The organism is Pandoraea communis (assembly GCF_902459745.1).
Classification (GTDB): domain Bacteria; phylum Pseudomonadota; class Gammaproteobacteria; order Burkholderiales; family Burkholderiaceae; genus Pandoraea; species Pandoraea communis.
This window is the reverse complement of sequence record NZ_CABPSJ010000002.1, coordinates 1-20,424: the sequence shown is the minus strand read 5'-3', so window position 1 is coordinate 20,424 and position 20,424 is coordinate 1. Positions and strand designations below refer to the sequence as shown.

Annotated in this window: 23 protein-coding genes and 1 pseudogene; 14 read left to right on the top strand and 10 right to left on the bottom strand. The window is 63.7% G+C overall.

From position 1 onward, the window contains the following. Positions 1-27 precede the first annotated feature (27 nt). From PCO31110_RS06500 to PCO31110_RS06490, 3 genes are all read left to right on the top strand, one after another. Positions 28-948 carry a beta-keto acid cleavage family enzyme gene (locus tag PCO31110_RS06500; protein ID WP_150689951.1) on the top strand — a complete coding sequence of 307 codons (921 nt, stop codon included), beginning with the start codon at positions 28-30 and terminating at the stop codon, positions 946-948. 63 nt (positions 949-1,011) lie between these two features. After that, positions 1,012-2,193, top strand: coding sequence for an ABC transporter substrate-binding protein (locus PCO31110_RS06495; protein WP_150689950.1), 1,182 nt, complete (start codon positions 1,012-1,014; stop codon positions 2,191-2,193). Continuing rightward, positions 2,178-4,043: a feruloyl-CoA synthase gene (locus tag PCO31110_RS06490; RefSeq protein WP_217427267.1), complete on the top strand. Its 1,866-nt coding sequence runs from the start codon at positions 2,178-2,180 to the stop codon at positions 4,041-4,043. Before PCO31110_RS06495 ends, PCO31110_RS06490 begins: the two co-directional genes overlap by 16 nt. 99 nt (positions 4,044-4,142) lie before the next feature. Here PCO31110_RS06490 and PCO31110_RS06485 read toward each other — a convergent pair whose 3' ends face one another. After that, positions 4,143-5,405, bottom strand: a complete 1,263-nt coding sequence (locus PCO31110_RS06485; protein WP_010807944.1) for an MFS transporter — start codon at positions 5,403-5,405, stop codon at positions 4,143-4,145. 213 nt (positions 5,406-5,618) lie between these two features. Between PCO31110_RS06485 and PCO31110_RS06480 the strand changes: the two genes are divergently transcribed. Next, entirely contained in the window at positions 5,619-6,296 is a 678-nt protein-coding gene (locus tag PCO31110_RS06480) for a cupin domain-containing protein (RefSeq protein WP_150585411.1), read from the top strand. Between the two features lie 33 nt (positions 6,297-6,329). After that, positions 6,330-7,178: an IclR family transcriptional regulator gene (locus PCO31110_RS06475; RefSeq protein WP_010807942.1), complete on the top strand. Its 849-nt coding sequence runs from the start codon at positions 6,330-6,332 to the stop codon at positions 7,176-7,178. A gap of 46 nt (positions 7,179-7,224) precedes the next feature. Here the strand turns inward: PCO31110_RS06475 and PCO31110_RS06470 are convergent, their stop codons facing one another. Further along, a complete protein-coding gene (locus tag PCO31110_RS06470) occupies positions 7,225-8,241 on the bottom strand; it encodes an NAD-dependent epimerase/dehydratase family protein (protein WP_150689949.1) in 1,017 nt (338 codons plus the stop codon). 96 nt (positions 8,242-8,337) lie between these two features. Between PCO31110_RS06470 and PCO31110_RS06465 the strand changes: the two genes are divergently transcribed. The 3 genes from PCO31110_RS06465 (at position 8,338) to PCO31110_RS06455 (ending at position 11,711) form a co-directional block, all read left to right on the top strand. Continuing rightward, positions 8,338-9,228 (top strand): LysR family transcriptional regulator, encoded by an 891-nt coding sequence (locus PCO31110_RS06465; protein WP_150689948.1) that lies wholly within the window; start codon positions 8,338-8,340, stop codon positions 9,226-9,228. Between the two features lie 94 nt (positions 9,229-9,322). Next, positions 9,323-10,024, top strand: a complete 702-nt coding sequence (locus tag PCO31110_RS06460) for an alpha/beta hydrolase (protein WP_150689947.1) — start codon at positions 9,323-9,325, stop codon at positions 10,022-10,024. A gap of 61 nt (positions 10,025-10,085) precedes the next feature. Beyond that, positions 10,086-11,711, top strand: a complete 1,626-nt coding sequence (locus tag PCO31110_RS06455; protein ID WP_150689946.1) for an AAA family ATPase — start codon at positions 10,086-10,088, stop codon at positions 11,709-11,711. On the opposite strand, the gene PCO31110_RS25615 is transcribed toward PCO31110_RS06455, so the two are convergent. The 4 genes and pseudogenes from PCO31110_RS25615 to PCO31110_RS06440 all read right to left on the bottom strand — a co-directional run bounded on the left by PCO31110_RS25615 (position 11,699) and on the right by PCO31110_RS06440 (position 13,085). Continuing rightward, positions 11,699-11,842: a hypothetical protein gene (locus tag PCO31110_RS25615; RefSeq protein ID WP_174979366.1), complete on the bottom strand. Its 144-nt coding sequence runs from the start codon at positions 11,840-11,842 to the stop codon at positions 11,699-11,701. The genes PCO31110_RS06455 and PCO31110_RS25615 overlap by 13 nt on opposite strands. Next, positions 11,833-11,919: pseudogene (locus PCO31110_RS06450) on the bottom strand ((S)-ureidoglycine aminohydrolase); the annotation flags it as partial. The gene PCO31110_RS25615 and the pseudogene PCO31110_RS06450, both read right to left, overlap by 10 nt. A 42-nt stretch (positions 11,920-11,961) precedes the next feature. Beyond that, positions 11,962-12,486 carry an AidA/PixA family protein gene (locus tag PCO31110_RS06445; protein WP_150689945.1) on the bottom strand — a complete coding sequence of 175 codons (525 nt, stop codon included), beginning with the start codon at positions 12,484-12,486 and terminating at the stop codon, positions 11,962-11,964. Between the two features lie 95 nt (positions 12,487-12,581). Further along, positions 12,582-13,085, bottom strand: a complete 504-nt coding sequence (locus tag PCO31110_RS06440) for an inclusion body family protein (RefSeq protein WP_010807935.1) — start codon at positions 13,083-13,085, stop codon at positions 12,582-12,584. Positions 13,086-13,522: 437 nt separating this feature from the next. Here PCO31110_RS06440 and PCO31110_RS06435 point away from each other — a divergent pair, with 437 nt between their 5' ends. Beyond that, the gene (locus tag PCO31110_RS06435) at positions 13,523-14,215 is read left to right on the top strand and encodes a class I SAM-dependent methyltransferase (RefSeq protein ID WP_150689944.1); all 693 of its coding nucleotides are present in this window, start codon (positions 13,523-13,525) and stop codon (positions 14,213-14,215) included. A 7-nt stretch (positions 14,216-14,222) separates the two neighbouring features. Next, complete coding sequence (locus tag PCO31110_RS06430) at positions 14,223-14,666, top strand: Rrf2 family transcriptional regulator (RefSeq protein WP_150689943.1); 444 nt, start codon at positions 14,223-14,225, stop codon at positions 14,664-14,666. On the opposite strand, the gene PCO31110_RS06425 is transcribed toward PCO31110_RS06430, so the two are convergent. Then, positions 14,667-15,194, bottom strand: coding sequence for a thioredoxin family protein (locus PCO31110_RS06425; RefSeq protein ID WP_150689942.1), 528 nt, complete (start codon positions 15,192-15,194; stop codon positions 14,667-14,669). A gap of 218 nt (positions 15,195-15,412) precedes the next feature. On the opposite strand from PCO31110_RS06425, the gene PCO31110_RS06420 reads away from it, so the two are divergent. From PCO31110_RS06420 to PCO31110_RS06405, 4 genes are read left to right on the top strand one after another with little or no spacing between them, the layout of a single operon-like run. Beyond that, entirely contained in the window at positions 15,413-15,784 is a 372-nt protein-coding gene (locus tag PCO31110_RS06420; protein WP_010807931.1) for a GFA family protein, read from the top strand. Continuing rightward, a complete protein-coding gene (locus PCO31110_RS06415; RefSeq protein ID WP_150689941.1) occupies positions 15,781-15,972 on the top strand; it encodes a hypothetical protein in 192 nt (63 codons plus the stop codon). Before PCO31110_RS06420 ends, PCO31110_RS06415 begins: the two co-directional genes overlap by 4 nt. An 8-nt stretch (positions 15,973-15,980) precedes the next feature. After that, the gene (locus PCO31110_RS06410) at positions 15,981-16,721 is read left to right on the top strand and encodes a response regulator (protein WP_010807929.1); all 741 of its coding nucleotides are present in this window, start codon (positions 15,981-15,983) and stop codon (positions 16,719-16,721) included. Then, positions 16,718-18,055 (top strand): sensor histidine kinase, encoded by a 1,338-nt coding sequence (locus tag PCO31110_RS06405; protein WP_150689940.1) that lies wholly within the window; start codon positions 16,718-16,720, stop codon positions 18,053-18,055. The genes PCO31110_RS06410 and PCO31110_RS06405 overlap by 4 nt, the downstream gene beginning before the upstream one ends. Before the next feature lie 80 nt (positions 18,056-18,135). Here PCO31110_RS06405 and PCO31110_RS06400 read toward each other — a convergent pair whose 3' ends face one another. From PCO31110_RS06400 to PCO31110_RS06390, 3 genes are all read right to left on the bottom strand, one after another. Next, complete coding sequence (locus tag PCO31110_RS06400; RefSeq protein ID WP_010807927.1) at positions 18,136-18,423, bottom strand: YciI family protein; 288 nt, start codon at positions 18,421-18,423, stop codon at positions 18,136-18,138. Positions 18,424-18,572: 149 nt separating this feature from the next. Beyond that, on the bottom strand, positions 18,573-19,904 hold the full coding sequence (locus tag PCO31110_RS06395; RefSeq protein ID WP_150689939.1) for an NAD(P)/FAD-dependent oxidoreductase: 1,332 nt from the start codon (positions 19,902-19,904) through the stop codon (positions 18,573-18,575). 30 nt (positions 19,905-19,934) lie between these two features. After that, positions 19,935-20,424 (bottom strand): ABC transporter ATP-binding protein (locus PCO31110_RS06390; RefSeq protein ID WP_150689938.1); only part of this gene is annotated, 490 nt, incomplete at its 5' end.

Here is a 20,424-nt window from a genome sequence, read left to right as displayed (position 1 = left end):
CCGAATTCAACGAAGGAGGAGACAGGCATGAGCAAACCGAAAGTCATCGTGACCATCGCGCCCACGGGAGGCATGGCGTTCAAGTCGCAGAACCCCCATCTGCCGACCCAGCCCGACGAGATCGCGCGCGACGTCTACGACTGCTACAACGCGGGCGCGAGCGTCGTGGCCATCCATGCGCGTCGTCCTGGCGACGACGGCGCGACGTGCGATCCGGCGATCTATCGCGATATCAACCGCCGCATTCGCGACAAGTGCGACATCGTTATCAACAACTCGACGGGCGGTGGCGTACACGGCGAGATGATCGGTCAGGCTGACAACGGCTATTGGGAAATCCTCTGGGAAGAGCGCCTGAAGGGGATGGATGCCGGCGCCGAGATGTGCACGCTGGACGCCACCACGATCATCGCGAGCTTCGGTGGCAAGGAAATCCTCATGCACACGTCACCGGAGCGCTCCAAGCATCTCGCCGTCGAGATGAAGAAGCGAGGCATCAAGCCGGAGTGGGAAGTCTTCAGTCCCACACACATCGTGCAGGACCTCGCCACGCTCACCGCAGCCGGCTTCGACGACGAGCCGTTCTTCGTGAACCTTGTGCTCGGCGTGCATCGCGGATTTCAGAACGCCATGCCGTACACACCGCGCGTTCTGCAATCGATGGTCGATCTGCTGCCCAAGGGAAGCATCTTCTGTGTGAGCGGCATCGGTCCGGCGCAGCTTCCGTCAGCAATGAACTCGCTGCTGCTGGGCGGTCACGTGCGCGTTGGTCTCGAAGACAACCTGTATTACGAGCAAGGCGTGCTGGCGACGAACCAGCAACTGACGGAGCGCGTGGTGCGCCTCGTGCGCGAGATGGGCTATGAGCCGGCGACGCCCGCCGAAGCTCGCGAAATCACGGGTTTGCCTCGCAATCGTGAAGTGCTGCCGGAGTTCGCCGTGCGTTGATCCGAGGTAGTGCGTCGCAAGCTGTCCGGCCCCAAAAAATGAAAAGACAAGGAGACATGTCACATGGCGGCAAACAGGTTCACACGCGGTTTTGCTTTCTCTGGCGCGACACGTCGTGCGCTGTCCCTATGCGTGGCGGCGTTGTGCACAGCCACGCAGGCATGGGCGCAACCGGCGGGCGTTACCGTCGGTGTCACACTCTCGACCACCGGCCCCGGCGCCTCGCTCGGCATCCCGGAGAAACAGGCCATCGGCATGCTCCCGCCCACGCTCGGGGGATTGCCGGCCCGCTACATCGTGCTCGACGACGCCACCGATCCGACCACGGCGACCAAGAACGCACGCCGGCTGGCGACGGAGGACAAGGTCGACACCATCATCGGGTCGTCGACCACGCCGGCGTGCCTGGCGGTCGCGGCGGTTGCTGCCGATACGCGCACGCCGCAACTGGGCCTGTGCCCGTTCGTGCCGAGTGCGGCGCAAATGCGTTACGTCTTCTCGCTGCCGCAGTCGGTTGCCGTCATGGCCGATGCCGTACTCGATGACATGAAGGCCCACAAGGTGAAGACGCTGGGCTTCATCGGGTTCTCCGATTCGTACGGCGAGGCATGGCTCAAGGACATTCAGGCGCGCGCGGCCACCCGGCAGATTCAGGTGGCGCCGGTCGAGCGGTATGCCCGCAACGACCAGTCCGTAACGGCACAGGCGCTCAAGATGATGTCGGCCAACGTCGACGCCGTCATCATCGCGGCCAGCGGCACGCCGGGGGCATTGCCGATGAGCACGTTGCGCGAGCGCGGCTACAAGGGACGCATCTACCAGACGCACGGTGTGGCGAACAACGACTTCCTGCGTGTGGCGGGCAAAAATGCCGAGGGGGCGATTCTGCCCGTCGGTAATATTCTCGTGGCCGAGCAACTGCGCGCGAATCATCCGGGCAAAGCGGTCGCCACCGACTTTGTGAAGCGTTACGAGGCGCAATACGGGGCCGGGTCGCGCAATCTGTTCGCAGGGTATGCGTACGACGCCTATCTGGTGCTCGACCGTGCCGTCGCCGTGGCGGCGAAGCAGGCACAACCGGGCACGCAAGCGTTCCGCGATGCCTTGGTGAGCGCCATCGAACAGACACGCGGCCTTGCGGCAACGCACGGCATGATCAATGTCAACGCACAGGACCATTCGGCTTACGGCGAAGACGGTCGCGTGCTCGTCACGGTGAAGGGCGGCAAGTGGACGATCGACTGAACGCAATGGCGACCGGCGCGCGCCGCCTGGCCAGACCGGACATCGAACGCGAGACCCGCGCCGACGGCAGCTTCGTGATTCGCTCGCGAGCCACGCTGGGCGAATTCGCACGCAGTCCGGCCGACTGGCTCGTGCAATGGGCCACGCGCACGCCCGACGCGGTGTTCGTTGCCGAGCGGTGGCGGCCGGGCGAGGGCGCTTCGGCCGCTGACCTCTGGCGGCGCGTGACGTACCGCGATGCGCTGCGCATGGCGCGAAGCATCGGTCAGGCGTTACTGGACCTCGACGTGCCCCGTGACCGGCCCGTGGTGATCCTTTCGGACAACAGCGTCAACCACGCGTTGCTAGTGCTTGGCGCGATGATGGCGGGGCGTCAGACGGCGATCGTGTCGTCCGCTTACTCGCGTGTGGCGAAGGACATGGGCAAGCTGTACGGCATTCTCTCGCGGCTCGATCCGGCGCTGGTGTACGTGGAAGACGCCGAGGACTATGCGCGTGCGCTCACCGGTGCCCCGATCCGATGCCCGATTGTCGCAACCCGCAATGCCCGGCCGGACTGGCTGCGCTTCGACGCGCTCGCCGCCGTGCCGGCATCGCCTGCACTCGATGCGGCGTTTGCGCAGGTGCGCCCGGAAGACACAGCTAAGCTGCTGCTGACATCCGGCTCGACGGGGAAACCGAAAATCGTCGTCAATACGCACCGGATGCTCGCGGCGAACCAGCAGATGATCGCGCAATGCTGGCACTTCATCGACGAGGCGGCACCCGTCGTCGTGGATTGGTTGCCGTGGAGTCATACGTTCGGGGCGAATCACAACTTCCACATGGCGTTGCGCAATGGCGGCGCGTTCTATGTGGACGATGGCCGTCCCGTGCCCGAGTTGATCGGCCGTTCGATCGAGAATCTGCGTGATGTCTCGCCCACGTTGCACTTCAACGTGCCCAAGGGATTCGAAGCGCTCGCACCGTTTCTGGAAGACGACGACGCGTTTGCCGCGCGCTTCTTCGGCCGGTTGCAGGTGTTGTTCTACGCGGCGGCGAGCCTGCCGCCGGCGGTGTGGCAGCGCTTCGAGCGGTTGGCGTCCCGGCACTGCGACACGCTGCCATTCTTTACCTCCGCGTGGGGCGCGACGGAGACGTCGCCGCTCATCACCAGTGTGCATTTCCCGATTCCGGGTGCGGGCAACATCGGTGTGCCGACACCGGGCAACGAACTCAAGTTCGTGCCCAACGGCGACAAGCTGGAGATGCGGGTGCGAGGGCCGTCGGTGTTTCACCGCTATGCGGGCGATCCGGAGGCCACCGCCAATGCGTTCGACGAAGAAGGTTTCTACCGCACTGGCGATGCGGGGCGCTTGTCCGATCCGGACGACCCAAGTGCGGGCGTGATCTTCGATGGCCGGGTGTCGGAAGACTTCAAGCTCACGAGCGGGACGTGGGTGTCGGTCGGTGCGCTGCGCCTGCGTGCCGTCACCGCACTTGCACCATATGCGTCGGATGTCGTGATCGCGGGGCACGACCGGGACGAGATCGGGCTGTTGATCTTTCCAGGCCCTGCCATGCGCGCCAAGGCGGGGCAAATCGACGACGCACATGCGGGCAAAGCGATGGCAATGCACGAGGAGGTGCGTGCGCTGGTGGGCGAGGCGCTCGCGCAACTTGCACAGGACGCAGGCAGCTCGCAACGGGCGGGACGCGCGGCCATTCTGGCCTCGCCGCCGTCGCTCGAGCTGGGCGAGATCACTGACAAGGGTTACGTCAATCAGCGTGCCGTGCTCACCTTGCGCGCCGAAGACGTCGCACGGCTTTACTCGGATTGCCCGTCGGTGATCCGCTTGCCGTTGCCGTAAGCGGGGTCGCCGATATCGAGAGGTTAAGAGAAGCCAACGCGCCAGCGCGCCAGTGGCCCTGAAAGCCGCTGGCGCGCGAAGCCGTTCGGAAGATGAGGGTCAGGCGAGCGCGTCGCCGTGGCTCTCCGGCAGGAAGAAGTAGACGATGATCGCGGCGAGCAGGAAGAAACCGGCGGTCGCCCCCAGCGCAGCACTGACATTCTCACCACGCGACAGCAGGCCGACGGCTGCCGGTGCCAGCGCGCTCGTGGCGCGTCCCGTGTTGTAGATGAAGCCCTGCGCGGTGGCACGCACCTGCGTGGGGAACATCTCGGCGAACGTGGGCGCAAAGCCACTATAGAAACCCGTACCGAAGAACGCCACGACTGGGCCGAAAACCAGCAACAGCATCGGTTCGCGAATCGCCACGTAAAGCGGCACCGTCACCGCCGACACGATGAAGAAGAGCAGGAACGATTTGCGGCAGCCGATGCGGTCGGCGATGTAACCGAAGCAAACGAAGCCTGCGGCAGCGCCGATCTGCATGATGACGATCCACGTCGTGGAGCGCAGCAGATCGAACCCTGGGCCGCCCTGATCGACGGGCGTTGCGAGATACGCCGGAATCCACGTGAACAGTCCCCAATAGCCGCACATCGCCGCCGCCGTGAAGGCAAGCCCGATCGTCGTGCTGCGGGCATAGGGGCCGAAGAGCATGCCCAGGGTCTGACCCAGCGTGAGACGCACGCGTTGCTCGCGCCAGATCGCCGGTTCTTCGACGTGGCGGCGTACCCAGAACGCGAGCACCGTCGGCAGAAGCCCGAACGCGAACACCCAGCGCCAACCGAAGTACGGCAGGATGACGGCTGCCACGATGGCCGCGACCGCATAACCGACGGCAAAAGCGCTCTGCACCCAGGCCATGACTTTCGCGCGATGCTCGGCCGGCCACGTCTCGGTGATGAGTGCGGCGCCTGCGGACCATTCGCCACCAATGCCCAACCCGAGCAGGAAGCGGAAGACGAGAAGCTGCGTCACCGAATCGGCCAGGCCGCAAAGCGCTGTGCCGATGGAGTAGCAGAGGATCGAAAGGATCATCGACCGGGTGCGGCCGATACGGTCGGCGAGGAAGCCGAAGAACAGTCCCCCGAAGGCGGTGGCCAGCAGCGTGAGCGAGGCGATCATGCCCGCCACGCCCTTGTCGAAATGCAGATCGACACTGATGTAGCGAATCACCATTGCGAACAGCATCAGATCCATGATGTCGAGCATCCAGCCGATGTAAGCCGAACCAAATGCTCGCCATTGCGCAGGGCTCGCGCCGCGATACCACGGCCGACGTGCCGTGCCCGCCGCCTTCAGGGCGGTCGTGCCAGTGTCCATTCTTGTCTCCTTCATGGAACTCGTCCTAATGTCATACCTAATGTATCGACTATCGATACACATGGGAATGATTTCGTTTGAATAGTAACAGCACATTCCGGCGTGATATGTCGTGGTAAACCATAAATGGTGCTTTATGTATCGATCATCGATACTTGATGCCGAGATTGTCTCGATGGTCGGGGCAGTCGACTGGTCATAGGAGATCGAGAAGTGAAGCCGTTCCAATTGCGTTTGTACGAGGATGTCATCGCGCCGAACCATGCGCCTGTCTATTTGCCTGCCGCACGCCGGACGATTTATGTCGTGCGCGGCGACGTGGCCATCGAGTTCGAGACGGGGGCACAGCATCACCCGGCGCAGAGTGCCTGGCTGGGCGAGGACGATGTGGCGTTGATCGCGGGCAGCGAAGGGGCAACGCTGTGGCGTTGGGAGTTGATGCCGGGCGATGCGCCGACGGCGGGGGAGATTACGTCGGCACCGGGGGCGTCGTCGACGCTCAAGATCGCGGCGCCCATTTCGCTGGACCCGCGCCAACGCTGGCTCATGCGTTGCGACAAGGTACAATTCCCCCCCGGCGGCGTGGCGCATACGCACGTGCATCAAGGGCCCGGCGTGCGATGCACGCTCGAGGGCGAGATCACGATCGAAACGCTCGGTGCGTCGCACACTCACGGGCCGGGACAGGCCTGGCTCGAACTCGGCTACGCACCGGTGCTTGCACCGACGACCGAGGCGCGCGACACGACATTCATCCGCTGTTTCATCCTGCCGCGGGCGTGTCGCAATCGCAGCTCGATTCGTTACGTGCATCCCGAGGATGCGAACAAGAACAAGCCGCAGCGCTATCACGTGTTCGGCGAGCGCTTCATCACGCTCGACGCGCAATAGTCAGGGCGCGGCGACAGCGACAAAGGACGCTCAGTGAAACGATCGAAGGACACCCCGAACGACGTCATCCGCAGCACGCACATCGCGGCTGGCGAGCCAGGCGCGCAACGCGGCGATGAACTCAACACGTCGTCGACTTCGGTCATTTCGTTGCGCATTCTCGAATTGCTGGCCGAGCGCAATGCCGAGTGCGGCGTGACGCATCTGGCAGAGGCGCTCGGTGTGCCCAAGGCGCGTGTGCACCGGCATCTGACGGCGCTGCGTCAGGAAGGCTACGTTGTGCAGAACCCGCGCACCAGCCGATATCGCATCGGCTGGCGACTCTTCCTGCTTGGACAGAAGCTGGTCAAACAGTTCGACGTGGTGAGTCTCGCGCGCCCCGTGATGGAGGAACTGCGCGACGCCGTCGGCCAGACCATCGTCATCAGCTCGTTTACCGAGACCGATGTGGTCGTGCTCGACGTCATGCGCGGGCGCAGTCCGCTGGAAATCCTGCTGCATCCGGGCACGCAGTTCAAGCTGCACAGCGTCGCGCAGGGCAAGATCGCGCTGGCGTTTGGTGCCCCCGAGCGTCGTGAGGCGGTACTCGCCGGTCCACTCGATGCCTGCACCCCTCACACCATTACCGATGCCATGCGTCTGTCGCACGAACTCGCGCTGGTGCGCGAGCGGGGATGGGCCGATGCGCCCGAAGAAGTGTTCCTCGGTGTGAACGCGCTCGCGGCACCCATCGTGCAGGACGACGGTTCGCTGTTCGGCACGCTCGCCATCGTCGGCTCGATTCACTACTTGCCGGCACATCCGAACCCGCAAACGGTCGCGGCACTCACCGACGCCGCCCGGCGCATTTCCCGCCTGCTCGGCAGCGGCCGCGCCGCCTGACGCCACGTCGACAAGCGGGCAGACTCACATCCAGATCAGGAGTCTGTCAGGAGTACGCGACGCCTTTGGCAGAGGGTTTGCCAGGCAGGCATCCGAGACCTTCGAGGGTGGCGTGCACGGCGACGTCGAGCGGGGTATGCGGCTCTGAACCGAGTGCGTCGACGAGTCGTGCATTGTCCATGCGCATCGGCTGTTGCCACAGGTAGCGCATCTCGCGCAGTTCGCGCAGCGTCGTGACAAAAGGCGACGCCGCCCACATGAGCCACCACGGGAAGCGGCGCGTCTTGACGTCGATGCCGTGGCGCGCCATCACCCGCGTGATCGCGGCAGCCATCTCCGTACCGTCGGCATCCCAATGACCTGCCATATGGAAGTTGGAGAAGGCGTCGAGCGTGTGACGGCGTTCGATGAGCATGACCATCGTCTGGGCGACGTCGGGCAGATACGACCATTCGTGCCCCACGCCGTGAGCATTCGGTACCTGGACCGCGCGAGTCGTGCGGCCCGCCTTCACGAGTCCTTGGGCGAACCAGCTATTGCGCGTTCGCGGACCGAAGAAGTCGCCCGCCCGCACGATGATCGTCTGTACACCATTGCGGCTTGCGTCGCGCAGACGGTCTTCCATCGTCGCGCGGATTCGCCCTTTGCGTGTGAGCGGCCGTTGCGGCGCGTCTTCCCGCAAGACAGGAAAGCTCTCGGGGCCGTAGTTGTAGACCGTGCCGGGCAGCACGACGGTGGCGCCATGCCGTGTGGCGGCGGCGATCGTGTTGTCGAGCATGGGCAGCACTTGCGTGTCCCAATTGCGATAGCCGGGCGGATTGACGGCATGCACGATCACATCGCAGTCGCGCGCTGCGGCAAGCACATCGTCCGCGTGCATCGCATCGCCGGCGACCCACTCGATTCCGGCGTGAGGGGTGCCGGTACGCGGCGCGCCGCCGCGCCGCAGGGCGCGCACGCGCCATCCTGCCGCGAGCAGTTGCAGCGCAACTTCGCCGCCGATGCCGCCCGTCGCGCCGAGGACTAGCGCGCGAGACACCTTGCCGGGGGATTCGTGGGTCATGGTGTTGCTCCTTGATCGTTGTTGGTGATGCCATTCTCCGCGCGAGGTAATTCAAATAAAATTGCCTGAAATCATCTATCGGCTATACATTTTTGTATGACGGCAAATCTGAGCTGGGATCTATACCGGACGTTTCTCTCCGTGCTGACCGAGGGCTCGCTGTCGGGCGCCGCACGGGCACTGGGCATTACGCAGCCCACGGTAGGCCGCCATATCGCGGCACTGGAGGCGGCGCTGGGGCAGGCGCTCTTCACGCGTTCGCAAACGGGTTTGCTGCCAACGGACGCCGCAGAGTCGCTGCGTGCCCACGCACTGGCGATGCAGCACACGGCGCTGGCCTTCGAGCGAGCGGCGGCAAGTGATGGCGACGGGGTGAACGGTGTCGTACGCATTTCGGCGAGCGAGGTTGTCGGCGTGGAAGTGTTGCCGCCGATCCTCAGTGCGTTACGGCGCGCCCATCCGCAACTGACGCTTGAATTGGTTCCCACGAACCGCATCCAGGATCTGCTGCATCGCGAGGTCGATATTGCCGTGCGGATGGCGGCCCCGCAGCAGGATGCATTGATTGCGCGCCGCGTGGGGAACATCGACATCGGCCTGCACGCACGCGACGACTACCTGACGCGCTACGGCACCCCGTCGTCGATGACCGAGCTTGCCCGGCACGCGCTGATCGGTTTCGACCAGATGACACCGTTTCTTCGCGAAGCCACACGCAATGTTCCCCTGTGGTCGCGCGACGCCTTCGCGTTTCGTGCCGATAGTGATCTGGCGCAACTGGCGATGATCCGGGCAGGCTACGGCATCGGCGGGTGTCAGGTACCACTGGCAAGGCGCGATGCCAGGCTCGTGCGCGTATTGCCGAATGCCTTCCGGTTCAAGCTGCCGACATGGGTCACGATGCACGAAGACCTGCGTCAAAGTGCACGTTGCAAGGCGGTGTTCGACGCGCTAGTGGCCGGATTGTCCGCCTACATGGCCGGATAAGCCTGTACGCAAACAAATGGCGGGTGGCTTCGATGAAAATTATTGATATACAATATATCAATAATTTTAACGATCACGAGACACTCACCGCGCCATGTTCGACCCTTCATTGTTCGGACGCATGCCGCCGGATGTCATTGCGTCCGCGTTGGCTTCTGCCTCGTCCCTCACGCCATCCTCGCTGGTTCCCGGCCGTCATTCGCTGGGTTTGAGCGAGCACCGCGACGCGGTGCTTTATGTGCCGTCCGACTTGCCGGCGGACAAGCCCGTCCCGCTGTTCGTGATGTTCCACGGCGCGGGGGGATTTCCGCAAAAGGTGCTGCCGTTCATCGAGCCTCATGCGGAGCAGCACAAGTTTCTCGTGCTCGCGCCGCATTCGATCTTTCCGACGTGGGACATCGTGATCGGCGGCAACGGCCCCGATCTGGAGCGCCTGCAACTCGCGTTGAGCCACGTGGCGGCCCGGTATCGCATCGACACCGGCCGTGTGGCGTTCGCGGGCTTTTCGGATGGCGCGAGCTACGCGTTATCGATCGGTGTGACGAACGGTGACATCGCAAGCCATGTCATCGCGTTCTCGGGCGGCTTCATGTCCGTCTTCGTGCAGGAGGGGCAACCCCGGATATTCATCGCGCACGGGCTGAGCGACGAGCAATTGCCCGTCGCGACAAGCGGCCGGCAGAACGCCAACAAGCTCAAGGCAGCGGGCTACGACGTGCAATACGTCGAGTTCGACGGACTGCACATTATCGAGCCGGGCGTCGTGGCGCAGGCCGTCGACTTCTTCCTCATCTGAGAGGCGCGCAGCCATAGGGCAATGTGCGCACGGACCAAACGCGACACGGGGAGTGCCGTTCATGGATTTCGAGATTCCGGAGTCACTGATTCATCCGCTGATGCAACTGATCGGCGCCGATTCGCCGCTGGGCAAGCAGTTGACGGCCTACGGCGTGTGTCGCGGCAACATGATGGTGTCGAGCCAATGGTTCGATGCCAAGTCGCTCAATACGCTCTATGTCCTGAGCAAGACACAGAACGAACGTGCGTTGATGTTTCAGATGCTCGCGCTCGACAATGTCTACAACGCACCGCAGGCGCGCGTGATTCCGGATCTGGACAAGCTGGTGCCGGGGCTTGTGGCATATCTTTCGCGCGACGTCATCGACGGCTGGGTGTACCAGCGTCATCGCGACGGCGCATTGCTGCCGTGGCTGGTGCGCCGTCTGCGCTACGTGGAACCCGACCAGGGCTCGCCCTACGTCGTCATGGACATGTTGGCGAACACCATGCAGTCGGCCAATTCGAATCTGACGGAGCATCGTCTGCGTCGTTCGGGCATGACCACGTCGTTGGTCTTCACGCGCGAAGACATCGCCAATCGCACCATTCCGGAGTTGCTCGCGGAGTTCGGCTTCTACAAAGAGTGTGCCGAGTTCAAACACGAGTACGAGCAGCATGCGCAGCGGTTTCTACGGGTGCAGCGCGCGTTCGGGGCACAGTTCGTGCTTCGCCGTGCGGCGTTCTCGGTCGATCCGAAGGGGGCGACGGAGTTGATTCGGGTGGTGGAGGGCACGACGGCGAAGTGTGTGAACGACGAAGCTCGTCTGGAGCGCAATTTCGAGATGTCGTGCGACGCCGAATTCTGGCGCAAGGCACAGATCGATCACGCCTTCGAGACAATTCCGCTGCATTGCTATGTGCACGTATTCCATCTGGACTGGCATCGCAATCTCTGGGTGCACGTGCAGAACATGACCGAGTACGAGTACCAGCCCGGCTTGCGCGACAAGCTGGTGTTGCCTGCGCATCATCACGACCTGATCGACATCCTGACGTCGAACATGGACGTGATGATGCCGGACTTCGTCCCCGGTAAATCGGGCGGTGCGACGATTCTCTGTCAGGGGGCGCCCGGACTGGGCAAAACACTCACGGCGGAGATTTACTCGGAGGTCGTCGGCAAGCCGCTGTACCGCGTGCATTCGGGGCAATTGGGGACGACGGCGGCGTCTGTGGGTGCCTCACTCATGAGTATTCTGCGTCGCGCGATGTGCTGGAATGCGATTCTGTTGCTCGATGAAGCCGACGTGTACATCCGCCGGCGCGACAACGATCTCGAGCACAACGCCATCGTCGCCGAGTTCCTGCGCTCTCTGGAGTATTTCCACGGATTGTTGTTCATGACGACCAACCGGATCGGCGATGTGGACGACGCCATCCTGTCGCGCTGCATCGCGACGATTCATTACGAGTTACCGTGCCGGGAGGATGCGCGGCGGCTCTGGCGAATGCAGGCCGAGCAGGTGGGTGCTTATCTGGACGACGCGTTGATCGAAGCGCTCGCCAGTTGCTATCCACAGGCGAGCGGACGCGACATCAAGGAACTGATGAAGCTCGCGAGCCGCTACTGCAAAGTCAAGGACACGCCCTATACGGAGGACGTATTCAAGTTGTGCGGACGCTTCCGGGGTTACGGCGATTGACGTGAGCGGACACGGCGCAGTCCACCGCGCGGCGACATCCAGAGCACGGCGGCGGCCAGTGCGATGCCGGCAAGAATGTCGACAAGGTAATGACCGCCGAACGGTAGCGCGGCGATTGTCATCGCGACCACATGAAGTCACCGGCTTCCACTTCTCCCCAGTTCTGATTTAGACGATAGACGGCCTTTCCTTCGAGCACATACAGGCCCGCCGGCGCCTTGGGGGCGCGACGAGCGGGCACTGGCGTGTGTCATGGCACGACCACCGGCAGCGGCCAGCGAAACCGGGCGAGGACGTTGGCGTCGCGGTCCGTGACGATGGCCTCGACGTTCAGTTCGGCCGTGCCGCCTGCTACGACGTCGGCCTGCCAGAAGGCATCCGGTGCCTCGCGGGCGACAGGCGCCTGCGGGGCGCCCGACTGCGGCGCATAGCGCGTAGCGTGCTCATCGACATGCATTTCCAGACCGCCCAGTGTCGACTCGTCATCCACGGAGAGCTGGAGCAGCACGGCGTGTTCGCCACGCATGGCAAGTGACGTCCAGCGCAGCCGGAGGCGGTCACCGGCACGGACATCGATAGGCCACGGTGCCGCGCAGATGCCATGAAGCGCAACGTTGTCGGGCGCGAGTCCGTAGCAACCGTCGCCTTCGATATCCACGGGGTTGTGCGCCGCGTCGGGGTACCGGTCGAGCAGCATTACCGCATCGATGACAAGCAAAACATCGGCGAAGGCGCGGGTTTCACTACCGGCGCTGGAGGTGCGTGCATCGGACATGGGAATTCCTTGCCGTGAGCTGTCATTGCGTTGCCGCGATCCGGCACCCTGCGTTGCGGTATACCTGCGGGAAACGGATCGCGGCCCGGCCTGGGTCAGTTGTTGCGGATGGTGATGAACGGATCCCACTGGTAGCAGCCGCACAGATTGCCGCTGCGGTCGAGGATCATGAACTGGAAGTGATAGGTCACGCGCCCGGTCTTGAGCGTTTCGCAGGACCAGAAGTAGTTCGAGCACTTTTGCTTCTTCGGCTTGGTCGGGTCCGGCGGGTTCGGCACGGGCAAGGTGACTTCGGCCTCACGCGGCGAGGGCGGTGAGATCAGATCATTGCCTTGATTGCCGACGAACTTGTAGAAGATGCACGATTGCTCGAAGCCCAGTGAGAGCGAGCTTTCGCGCCACCGGATGACGTCCCCGACAGTGGCTGCAATATCCAGCTCGCCGCCCGCTTGTCCGCTCACCACGTTGTTTTGCGTCACGATCATGAAGACGTGCTTGAAATCGATGAGCGGTGGATTCGCCATGCTGGAGTTCTTGCCGTACCGGTCGACAATCGTTTTGGTGTCGATGCTCACCAGTACATCGGTAATTTCTGACATGTGTTTCTCCACGAAAGACTGCGTTGAATGCCGTCGATCTCGTGCGACGACGGCCTCGAAGGCAGCGGCTTGTCAGCCGCGCGCGAAACGCCGGAGCGCGTTCCACCGATGGAGCGTAGAAAGGGGATCGCCGATGTTCAACCACCCGAGGGAGGTGCCAGATAAGTGACATCTGCGCGCAAACCGGCACCGCGACTGATGTTGGCGCTGCGGCCGTACGTTCACCAATCGGGGAATTGGAGCACAACAACCAAAAACAACCCGTGCGTGCATCGCGGGCATAGGCTGCGTCACCGTTATCGAGGTGCCGGCCGCGCGCGCGAGGCGAAGTCGCTGCCATTGCGCATGTGGGCCTCAGGGAACCGATGCGCTTGCGCGGCATCTCCTTCGCATGGCATGATGGAACATCAAATGTTACGTGAAAATGGAGTCAAGCCATGCAGCAAGACACGATAGCGATGTTCGACCAGCACGCGGCGACGTACGATCAGACGTGGCAAGCGCTGGCGCCATTGCGCGAGGCGCTGCAACTAGTGCTCGACAGCGTCTTTGCGCCATTGCCGGAAGCGGCCAATGTGCTGTGCGTCGGGGCGGGCACCGGGGCGGAGATTCTGTCGCTCGCCGAGCGCCATCCCGGTTGGCGCTTTACCGCAGTGGAGCCGTCCGGGCCGATGCTCGACGTCTTTCGCGGCAAGGCCGAGGCGGAGGGCATCGCGTCGCGGTGCGTCTTTCATCAGGGGTATCTGGATTCGCTGCCGGCGGCTGTGCCATTCGACGCAGCGACGGCGATTCTCGTCTCCCAGTTCGTGACCGATCCTGGAGCACGACGGGGGTTCTTCCGCGCCATAGCGCAGCGGTTGCGTCCGGGCGGCTATCTTGCGAGCGCCGATCTGGCTTGCGAGATGACATCGGAAGCCGGAAGCCGGTTGCTCGACGTCTGGTTCGAGATGGTGTCGGTGAGCCCCGAGGCACGCGAGCGTGCGAAGGCGATCTACGGCTCTCAGGTGGCGGTGGTACCGCCCGAGGCGGTGAGCGACATCATCCGGGAGGGCGGTTTCGACGGGCCGGTACGGTTTTTCCAGAGCGGCCTCATTCACGCCTGGTTTGCGCGTCAGGTGCTCGATAGCTGAGGCGACGATGAGGAGCGATAGCCGGCTTTCGCGCATGTTGCACGTGCTGCTGCACATGGCGCGGCACGATGCGCCGTTCACCTCCGAGCAACTGGCGCAGATGCTGCGCACGAATCCCGTAGTGGTCAGACGCACCATGGCGGGCCTGCGCGAGGCGGGCTATGTGCGCTCCGACAAAGGGCACGGCGGTGGCTGGTCCATCGCCTGCGATTTGCACGACGTAACCCTGCTCGATATCCATCGCGCGGTTGGCGGACCGCACATCTTCGCCATCGGGGTAGAGAGCGACAATCCGGAGTGCGCCGTCGAGCGCGCGGTGAATGCGGCACTCGATGGTGCGTTGCGCGAGGCGGAGTCCATCCTCATCGCGCGGTTTGGCGCGATCTCGCTGGCCGACCTTGCGCAGAACTTCGATGTGCTCTGCCGGCAGCACGAATCGTCGCGCCACTGATCATTGCGCGGCCGAGAGCTGCGCCTTGATCGCGGCCTCGGTCTTGTCGTAATCGCCTTCACCGAAATGCGTGTAGACAATCTTCCCTGACTTATCGACCAGATAGAACGCGGGCCAGTACAGGTTGTCGTAGGCTTTCCACGTGGCGTAGCGGTTGTCCAGCGCGACCGGGTAGGTGATGCCGAAGCGCCGGATGGCGTCGCTGACATTGCCCGTATCGCGCTCGAACGCATACTCCGGCGTGTGCACGCCGACCACCACCAGTCCCTGATCCTTGTACTTCTTGTACCACTGCTGAACATATGGCAGCGTGTGGATACAGTTGATGCACGAGTACGTCCAGAAATCGACCAGCACGACCTTGCCGCGCAGTTGTTGGAGCGTGAGCGGCTGGCTGTTCAGCCAGTTGTCCACGCCCGTGAATTCCGGCGCCGCCCCTGCGGTCATCGGACGCGCCTGCGACGGGGCACAAGTGGCAAGGCCGGTGAGGGTAAGGGCGACGAGGGCACTTCTGAGCAGCGTCAGCATGGCGGTTTCTCCTGAGAGCGGTGCAACGGTTTTGGATGAGTCAGTGACCGTATTTCACTGCCGGGGCGTATCTGCCATGTGTTCGCCGATGCCCATTTCGGCAATATCGTGTATCCGGACCGCCGCCAGATACACAGTGATACAAACGACGGCGGCGATTGGTCTATAAAGCACTCAGCGATCGCGCCGCCGGCGCGGGCACACAGGAGAGTCGCGAAATGTCGTCCGAATGGTTGCAAGGGTCCTGCCACTGCGGGGCCGTCCGATTCGAAGTCCAGACGCCGGTCGAGCCGGCCGCCCGCTGCAATTGCAGTCTCTGCCGGCGCAAGGGGGCTTTGATGACACCCGCCTTTCCCGAGGCCAACCTGCATATCCTGTCGGGGGCGGAAGACCTGACGTGCTACCAGTTCAATACCCGCGTTGCCCGTCATTACTTTTGCAGGCATTGCGGTATCTACCCGTTCCACGCGTCGCGCACTGCACCTGGCATGTGGCGGGCGAACATCGGCTGTCTGGAAGGCGTCGATCCCTACGCGCTGGACGCGTCGGTGGCCGACGGCCGGACGCTCTCCGTGGTGGCGCACGCATGAGACGCCTGCTCAGTCTGATCGCCTTTCTGGCAGGCGGCTTCAGCACCGAAGTCATCCGTCCGCTGCAATGCGATCTCGCGCCGGCCAGCCGCCGGGTGATGCCGGCAACGGCGCGTTTGCGGCGTCGCACCGGCCCGGCTTTGCCCGGCGGCGGCAAGGGCCGCCGTACTCAACCGTCATCGCTATAATCGCGCGCATGGAAAAGATCGATCATGTATTGATCGTCGACGACGATCGCGGTATTCGGGAGCTGCTGGCCGAATATCTCGAAAAGAACGGCATGCGCGTGAGCGTTGCCGCGAACGGGCGTGAGATGCGGGCGGTGCTGGCCGACGGCCCGCCGGACCTGATCGTGCTCGACCTGATGCTGCCCGGCGAAGACGGCCTCGTGCTGTGCCGCGAACTGCGCGCGGGCAAGTTCAAGGCGGTGCCGGTGCTGATGCTCACCGCACGCAGCGAAGAGACCGACCGTATCGTCGGGCTGGAGATGGGCGCAGACGATTACCTTGCCAAGCCGTTTGCTGTGCGTGAATTGCTGGCCCGGATCAAGTCCGTGCTACGCCGCACCCGCATGCTTCCGCCGGGGATGCAGATTACCGAGACGGCCGAGATCCTGGGCTTTGGCGAATGGCAGCTCGATACGACGGCCCGACATCTGCTCGATACCGAAGGCACACAAGTGGCGCTCAGCGGCGCGGAATATCGGTTGCTGCGTGTGCTGCTCGATCACCCGCAACGGGTGCTCACGCGAGACCAGTTGCTCAACCTCACGCAGGGGCGGCAGGCCGACGCTTTCGATCGCTCCATCGATCTGCTCATCAGTCGCTTGCGTCAGCGTTTGCGCGACGGTGCGCGTGAGCCCCGCTATATCAAGACGTTGCGCAACGAAGGCTATGTGTTTTGCGCGGCGGTCACTGTGGTTGCCGCCCCCGAATGACACCGTCTCCGACGCCGTCCCCGGCGCTTCGCCGGCCACGCTTGCACTGGCCGCGCTCGCTCTTCGCGCGGCTCGCCCTCATCCTGTTTGTTGGTCTGGCGCTTGTACAGGCGCTTTCGTTCTGGCTCACGATGACCGAGCGAAACCGCGTGACGTCGAACATGATGAGCGTCTACATCGAGAGCGAGGTCGCCAGCTCGGTCGCGTTGCTCGACCATCTGCCCCCTGCCGAGCGGGCACAATGGCTGCCGCGTCTGGCGCGGCGCAGCTATCGTTTCGAACTGGGGGACGGGGAGCGCGGCGGCACACCCGACGCAGGACTCGCCGTACAGGTCGCCCGTGTGATTCGGGACGCCATCGGCGTGTCGTATCCGTTGACAGTGAACAGCGTGCCCAACGATCCTGACCGGCTTCAGGTGCACCTGCGCCTTACCGACGGCTCGCCACTCACCATCGACGTGTTTCCGACACCGACACTCCCGCTTTCCGGCTGGCTGCCGGCCGTGCTGATATTGCAGTTGGTGATGATCGCCGGTTGCTGCTGGCTGGCCGTGCGTGTGGCGACGCGTCCGCTGAACGCGCTGGCGAATGCGGCCGACGCACTTGGCCCGGATCTGCGCGCCGAGCGTCTGAATGAAGACGGCCCGTCCGAAGTTGCGCGCGCGGCGCGGGCGTTCAACGCCATGCAGGACCGCATCGGCAGTTACATGACCGAGCGCATGCAGATTCTTGCCGCGATTTCGCACGACCTGCAAACGCCGATCACGCGGATGCGCTTGCGGGTCGATACGATGGACGACGAGACATCGGCGGTGCGCCTGCAGCAGGATCTGCGCGAGATGGAGTCCCTCGTCAAGGAAGGGGTGACGTATGCACGCACGCTGCACGGCGCGTCTGAAGCGCCTTGCAAGGTCGATCTCGATGCGTTGCTCGACAGCCTGGTGTGCGACTACGCCGACGCGGGCTCGCCCGTCACGCTCGAGGGGCTGGTCGGTCATCCAATCGTGACGCGTCCCCAGGCATTGCGGCGCATTGTCGGCAATCTCCTCGACAACGCGCTCAAGTACGGCAATGAAGCGCAGTTGGCCGTGACACGAAGCGTGAACGGTATCGACGTGGTGGTGTGCGATCGAGGACCGGGCATTCCGGACGACATGCTCGATGCGGTCTTCGCGCCGTTCGTGCGTCTGGAAACGTCGCGCAATCGCCATACCGGTGGCACCGGCCTGGGGCTCGCCATCGCTCGTCAGCTTGCGCAGGCCATGGACGCCACACTGACGCTGCGCAATCGTGAGGGCGGTGGCCTGGAGGCGCGTCTTTCGCTCAGGGCATGAGACGCGGCGCTATGCGCGCCACGATAAGTCTCGAGCGGTCATGAAAATGGCGGGTTCCGGCACCTGCAGGTGCCGGGCGATCAGAGCAGATCGGTGATTTGCGGATGAGACTTGACCGGGTCGAACGCGACGATGCGATAGTCGGCCAGCGCATGAACGTGGAAGGGGTCTTGTGCGAGGATCGCATCGAGTTCGTCGCGCGAGACCTTGCCCGACACGATGATGACGCCGCCATTGCGCGGCTGTTTCGGCCCCGATGCAATGAACAGACCGCGTTCGTACTGCGTGGCGAGAAACTGGCGGTGGGCTTCGAGCTGCGCGTCAATGGCGCTGGTAGGTTGCAGGTAAGTCAGTTCGACGATGTACATCAGCGAGACCCTATCGAAAACGCGGCCTTCGCCGCAGGGGTGCAGTGTAGCAATTCGTCCTACGGCATGTGCATCAGGCCGCCACCCGCACGCCGCGCCATGGCGACTTCTGAGGTCGCTCTGACGGGGCGTGAGCGGCGACGGCGCGGCTATCGTTCCAGACCGGCCCGGTGCTTCTGATACTGGATTGCGGAGACAATCGCCACACGGCGGATCGGCTCGGGCGGCAGCCAGGTCGGCCGCTCGAAGCCCAGCGCATCGGATAGCTCGGGCGATTGTTGGCCGCAGGCCATCTCGCCGAGCAGCTTGCCGAACATGCTGCCCTTGAGCACGCCCGCCCCATTGCATCCGATCGAGGCGAACAGCCCTTTGCGCACTTCGCCGAAATATAGCGCGCCATTGCGGGTGAGGGCCGTGACGCCCCCCCAGACGTACTCGAACTTGTGCGAGGCCATCTGGGGATAGCGACGGCGATACGCGTCTGTGAGCATGGCGCCGACCTCGGCCATCGGACGTTCCTTCTCGTACGAATAGGCGCTGCGCACAACGAAGCGGCCGCCGAGCGTCTTGCGCAGCGTCGTGCCTAGCCGGTTCGCCGGAATCACGCCCCATTCGGGGGCTGAACCCAGCTTGGCGAGTTCGTCGGCGGGCAGTGCCGGCGTCATGGCGGCATACGTGTAGATCGTGAAGACACGATCGCGCGCGAGCCCCAGCTTGCGCGCGAAGCCGTTGTTCGCGACGATCACCTGCGCGGCGCTCAGTTGCGTCGTCGCGGTCGTCACTGTGAAGGGGCCGTTACCGTCAAGCGACACGACGGGTTCGTTCTCCCACAGCCGGACGTTGTCGGGCAGGCTGTCGGCCAGGCCGCGAACGAACGCTGCGGGTTGCACGAAAACATTACTGTCGGAGTGATAACCGTAGCGGTAATAGCCGGTGCCGATCTCGCTTTGCAGCGCGTCGCGCGACAGTTCGCGGTACGTCACCCCCCACTCGCGGTATTGCACGAGCGTGTCGCGCAAGCGTTGCTCGCCGTCTGGTGTTGCGGCCGCGTGGTACTTGCCGGCAGGGTTCCAGCCACAGTCGATGCCGTGCGTCGTGACGAGTTCATGCAGCCATTTGAGGCCGGTGTCGTAGAGCTGGATCTGCTTGCGTGCAACTTCCAGCGGACTGCCATGTCCACCCATCCCGGTGTTGTGCGGCAGGTTGATGAGAAAGCCCGAGTTGCGCCCGGCCGAACTGTCGCCGATGGTGGTGGCATCGATCACCAGCACCGTGGCGTTGGGGCGAAGTTCGGCCACGCGCCGCGCGGCGGCCAGGCCAGTGAAGCCTGCGCCGATGACGATGACGTCGAAACTGCGGGCCACCGGCGCTCGGGTGTGAGGCATGCGCGCCGGCAGCAGCGCGTTCCAGCCAGATCCCGCCTGATAGGCGGGAAAGGTGTCCCGCGCGAGGCGGGAGGGAGTGACTTGATTGGAGGGCATGACGATAGAAATGCGGGGGCTTGCCGGAAGTTACGCGGCCTGGCTTTCCAGACTGCGCATGACCTCGGTCTGTACGGTGTTCCAGATTTGCGACTTGAGTTCGTTGTAGCGCGGCGAGAGCTGCACCTGAGCGTCGCGCGGCATGGGCAGATCGTTCGGCAGATCGCAGGCCACCCGGCCCGGGCGTGCACTCATGATCACCATGCGCGTGGAGAGCATCAGCGCTTCGTCGATGGAGTGCGTGATGAAGACGATCGTCTTGCCGCTCTTCTGATAGATCTGGAGCAGCTCTTCCTGCAACACCTGACGCGTCATCGCGTCGAGCGCGGCGAACGGTTCGTCGAGCAGAATCACGTCCGGATCGTTGGCGAGCACACGGGCGATCGACACGCGTTGGCGCATGCCCCCCGAGAGCGCCTTCGGAAAGCGATCCTCGAAGCCCCTGAGGCCAACCATCTCGATGTAGCGCCGTGCGGTGGCGTAGCGCGTGGCCTTGTCGATGCCCTTCATCTTCAGGCCG

Coding starts and splice junctions, on each gene's coding strand:
- PCO31110_RS06465 (WP_150689948.1), top strand. CDS start 8,338: ATGACGGCAAATCTGAGCTGGGATCTATACCGGACGTTTCTCTCCGTG.
- PCO31110_RS06405 (WP_150689940.1), top strand. CDS start 16,718: ATGACACCGTCTCCGACGCCGTCCCCGGCGCTTCGCCGGCCACGCTTG.
- PCO31110_RS06420 (WP_010807931.1), top strand. CDS start 15,413: ATGTCGTCCGAATGGTTGCAAGGGTCCTGCCACTGCGGGGCCGTCCGA.
- PCO31110_RS06500 (WP_150689951.1), top strand. CDS start 28: ATGAGCAAACCGAAAGTCATCGTGACCATCGCGCCCACGGGAGGCATG.
- PCO31110_RS06430 (WP_150689943.1), top strand. CDS start 14,223: ATGAGGAGCGATAGCCGGCTTTCGCGCATGTTGCACGTGCTGCTGCAC.
- PCO31110_RS06400 (WP_010807927.1), bottom strand. CDS start 18,423: ATGTACATCGTCGAACTGACTTACCTGCAACCTACCAGCGCCATTGAC.
- PCO31110_RS06470 (WP_150689949.1), bottom strand. CDS start 8,241: ATGACCCACGAATCCCCCGGCAAGGTGTCTCGCGCGCTAGTCCTCGGC.
- PCO31110_RS06415 (WP_150689941.1), top strand. CDS start 15,781: ATGAGACGCCTGCTCAGTCTGATCGCCTTTCTGGCAGGCGGCTTCAGC.
- PCO31110_RS06425 (WP_150689942.1), bottom strand. CDS start 15,194: ATGCTGACGCTGCTCAGAAGTGCCCTCGTCGCCCTTACCCTCACCGGC.
- PCO31110_RS06460 (WP_150689947.1), top strand. CDS start 9,323: ATGTTCGACCCTTCATTGTTCGGACGCATGCCGCCGGATGTCATTGCG.
- PCO31110_RS06495 (WP_150689950.1), top strand. CDS start 1,012: ATGGCGGCAAACAGGTTCACACGCGGTTTTGCTTTCTCTGGCGCGACA.
- PCO31110_RS06435 (WP_150689944.1), top strand. CDS start 13,523: ATGCAGCAAGACACGATAGCGATGTTCGACCAGCACGCGGCGACGTAC.
- PCO31110_RS06445 (WP_150689945.1), bottom strand. CDS start 12,486: ATGTCCGATGCACGCACCTCCAGCGCCGGTAGTGAAACCCGCGCCTTC.
- PCO31110_RS06440 (WP_010807935.1), bottom strand. CDS start 13,085: ATGTCAGAAATTACCGATGTACTGGTGAGCATCGACACCAAAACGATT.
- PCO31110_RS06455 (WP_150689946.1), top strand. CDS start 10,086: ATGGATTTCGAGATTCCGGAGTCACTGATTCATCCGCTGATGCAACTG.
- PCO31110_RS06485 (WP_010807944.1), bottom strand. CDS start 5,405: ATGGACACTGGCACGACCGCCCTGAAGGCGGCGGGCACGGCACGTCGG.
- PCO31110_RS06395 (WP_150689939.1), bottom strand. CDS start 19,904: ATGCCCTCCAATCAAGTCACTCCCTCCCGCCTCGCGCGGGACACCTTT.
- PCO31110_RS06410 (WP_010807929.1), top strand. CDS start 15,981: ATGGAAAAGATCGATCATGTATTGATCGTCGACGACGATCGCGGTATT.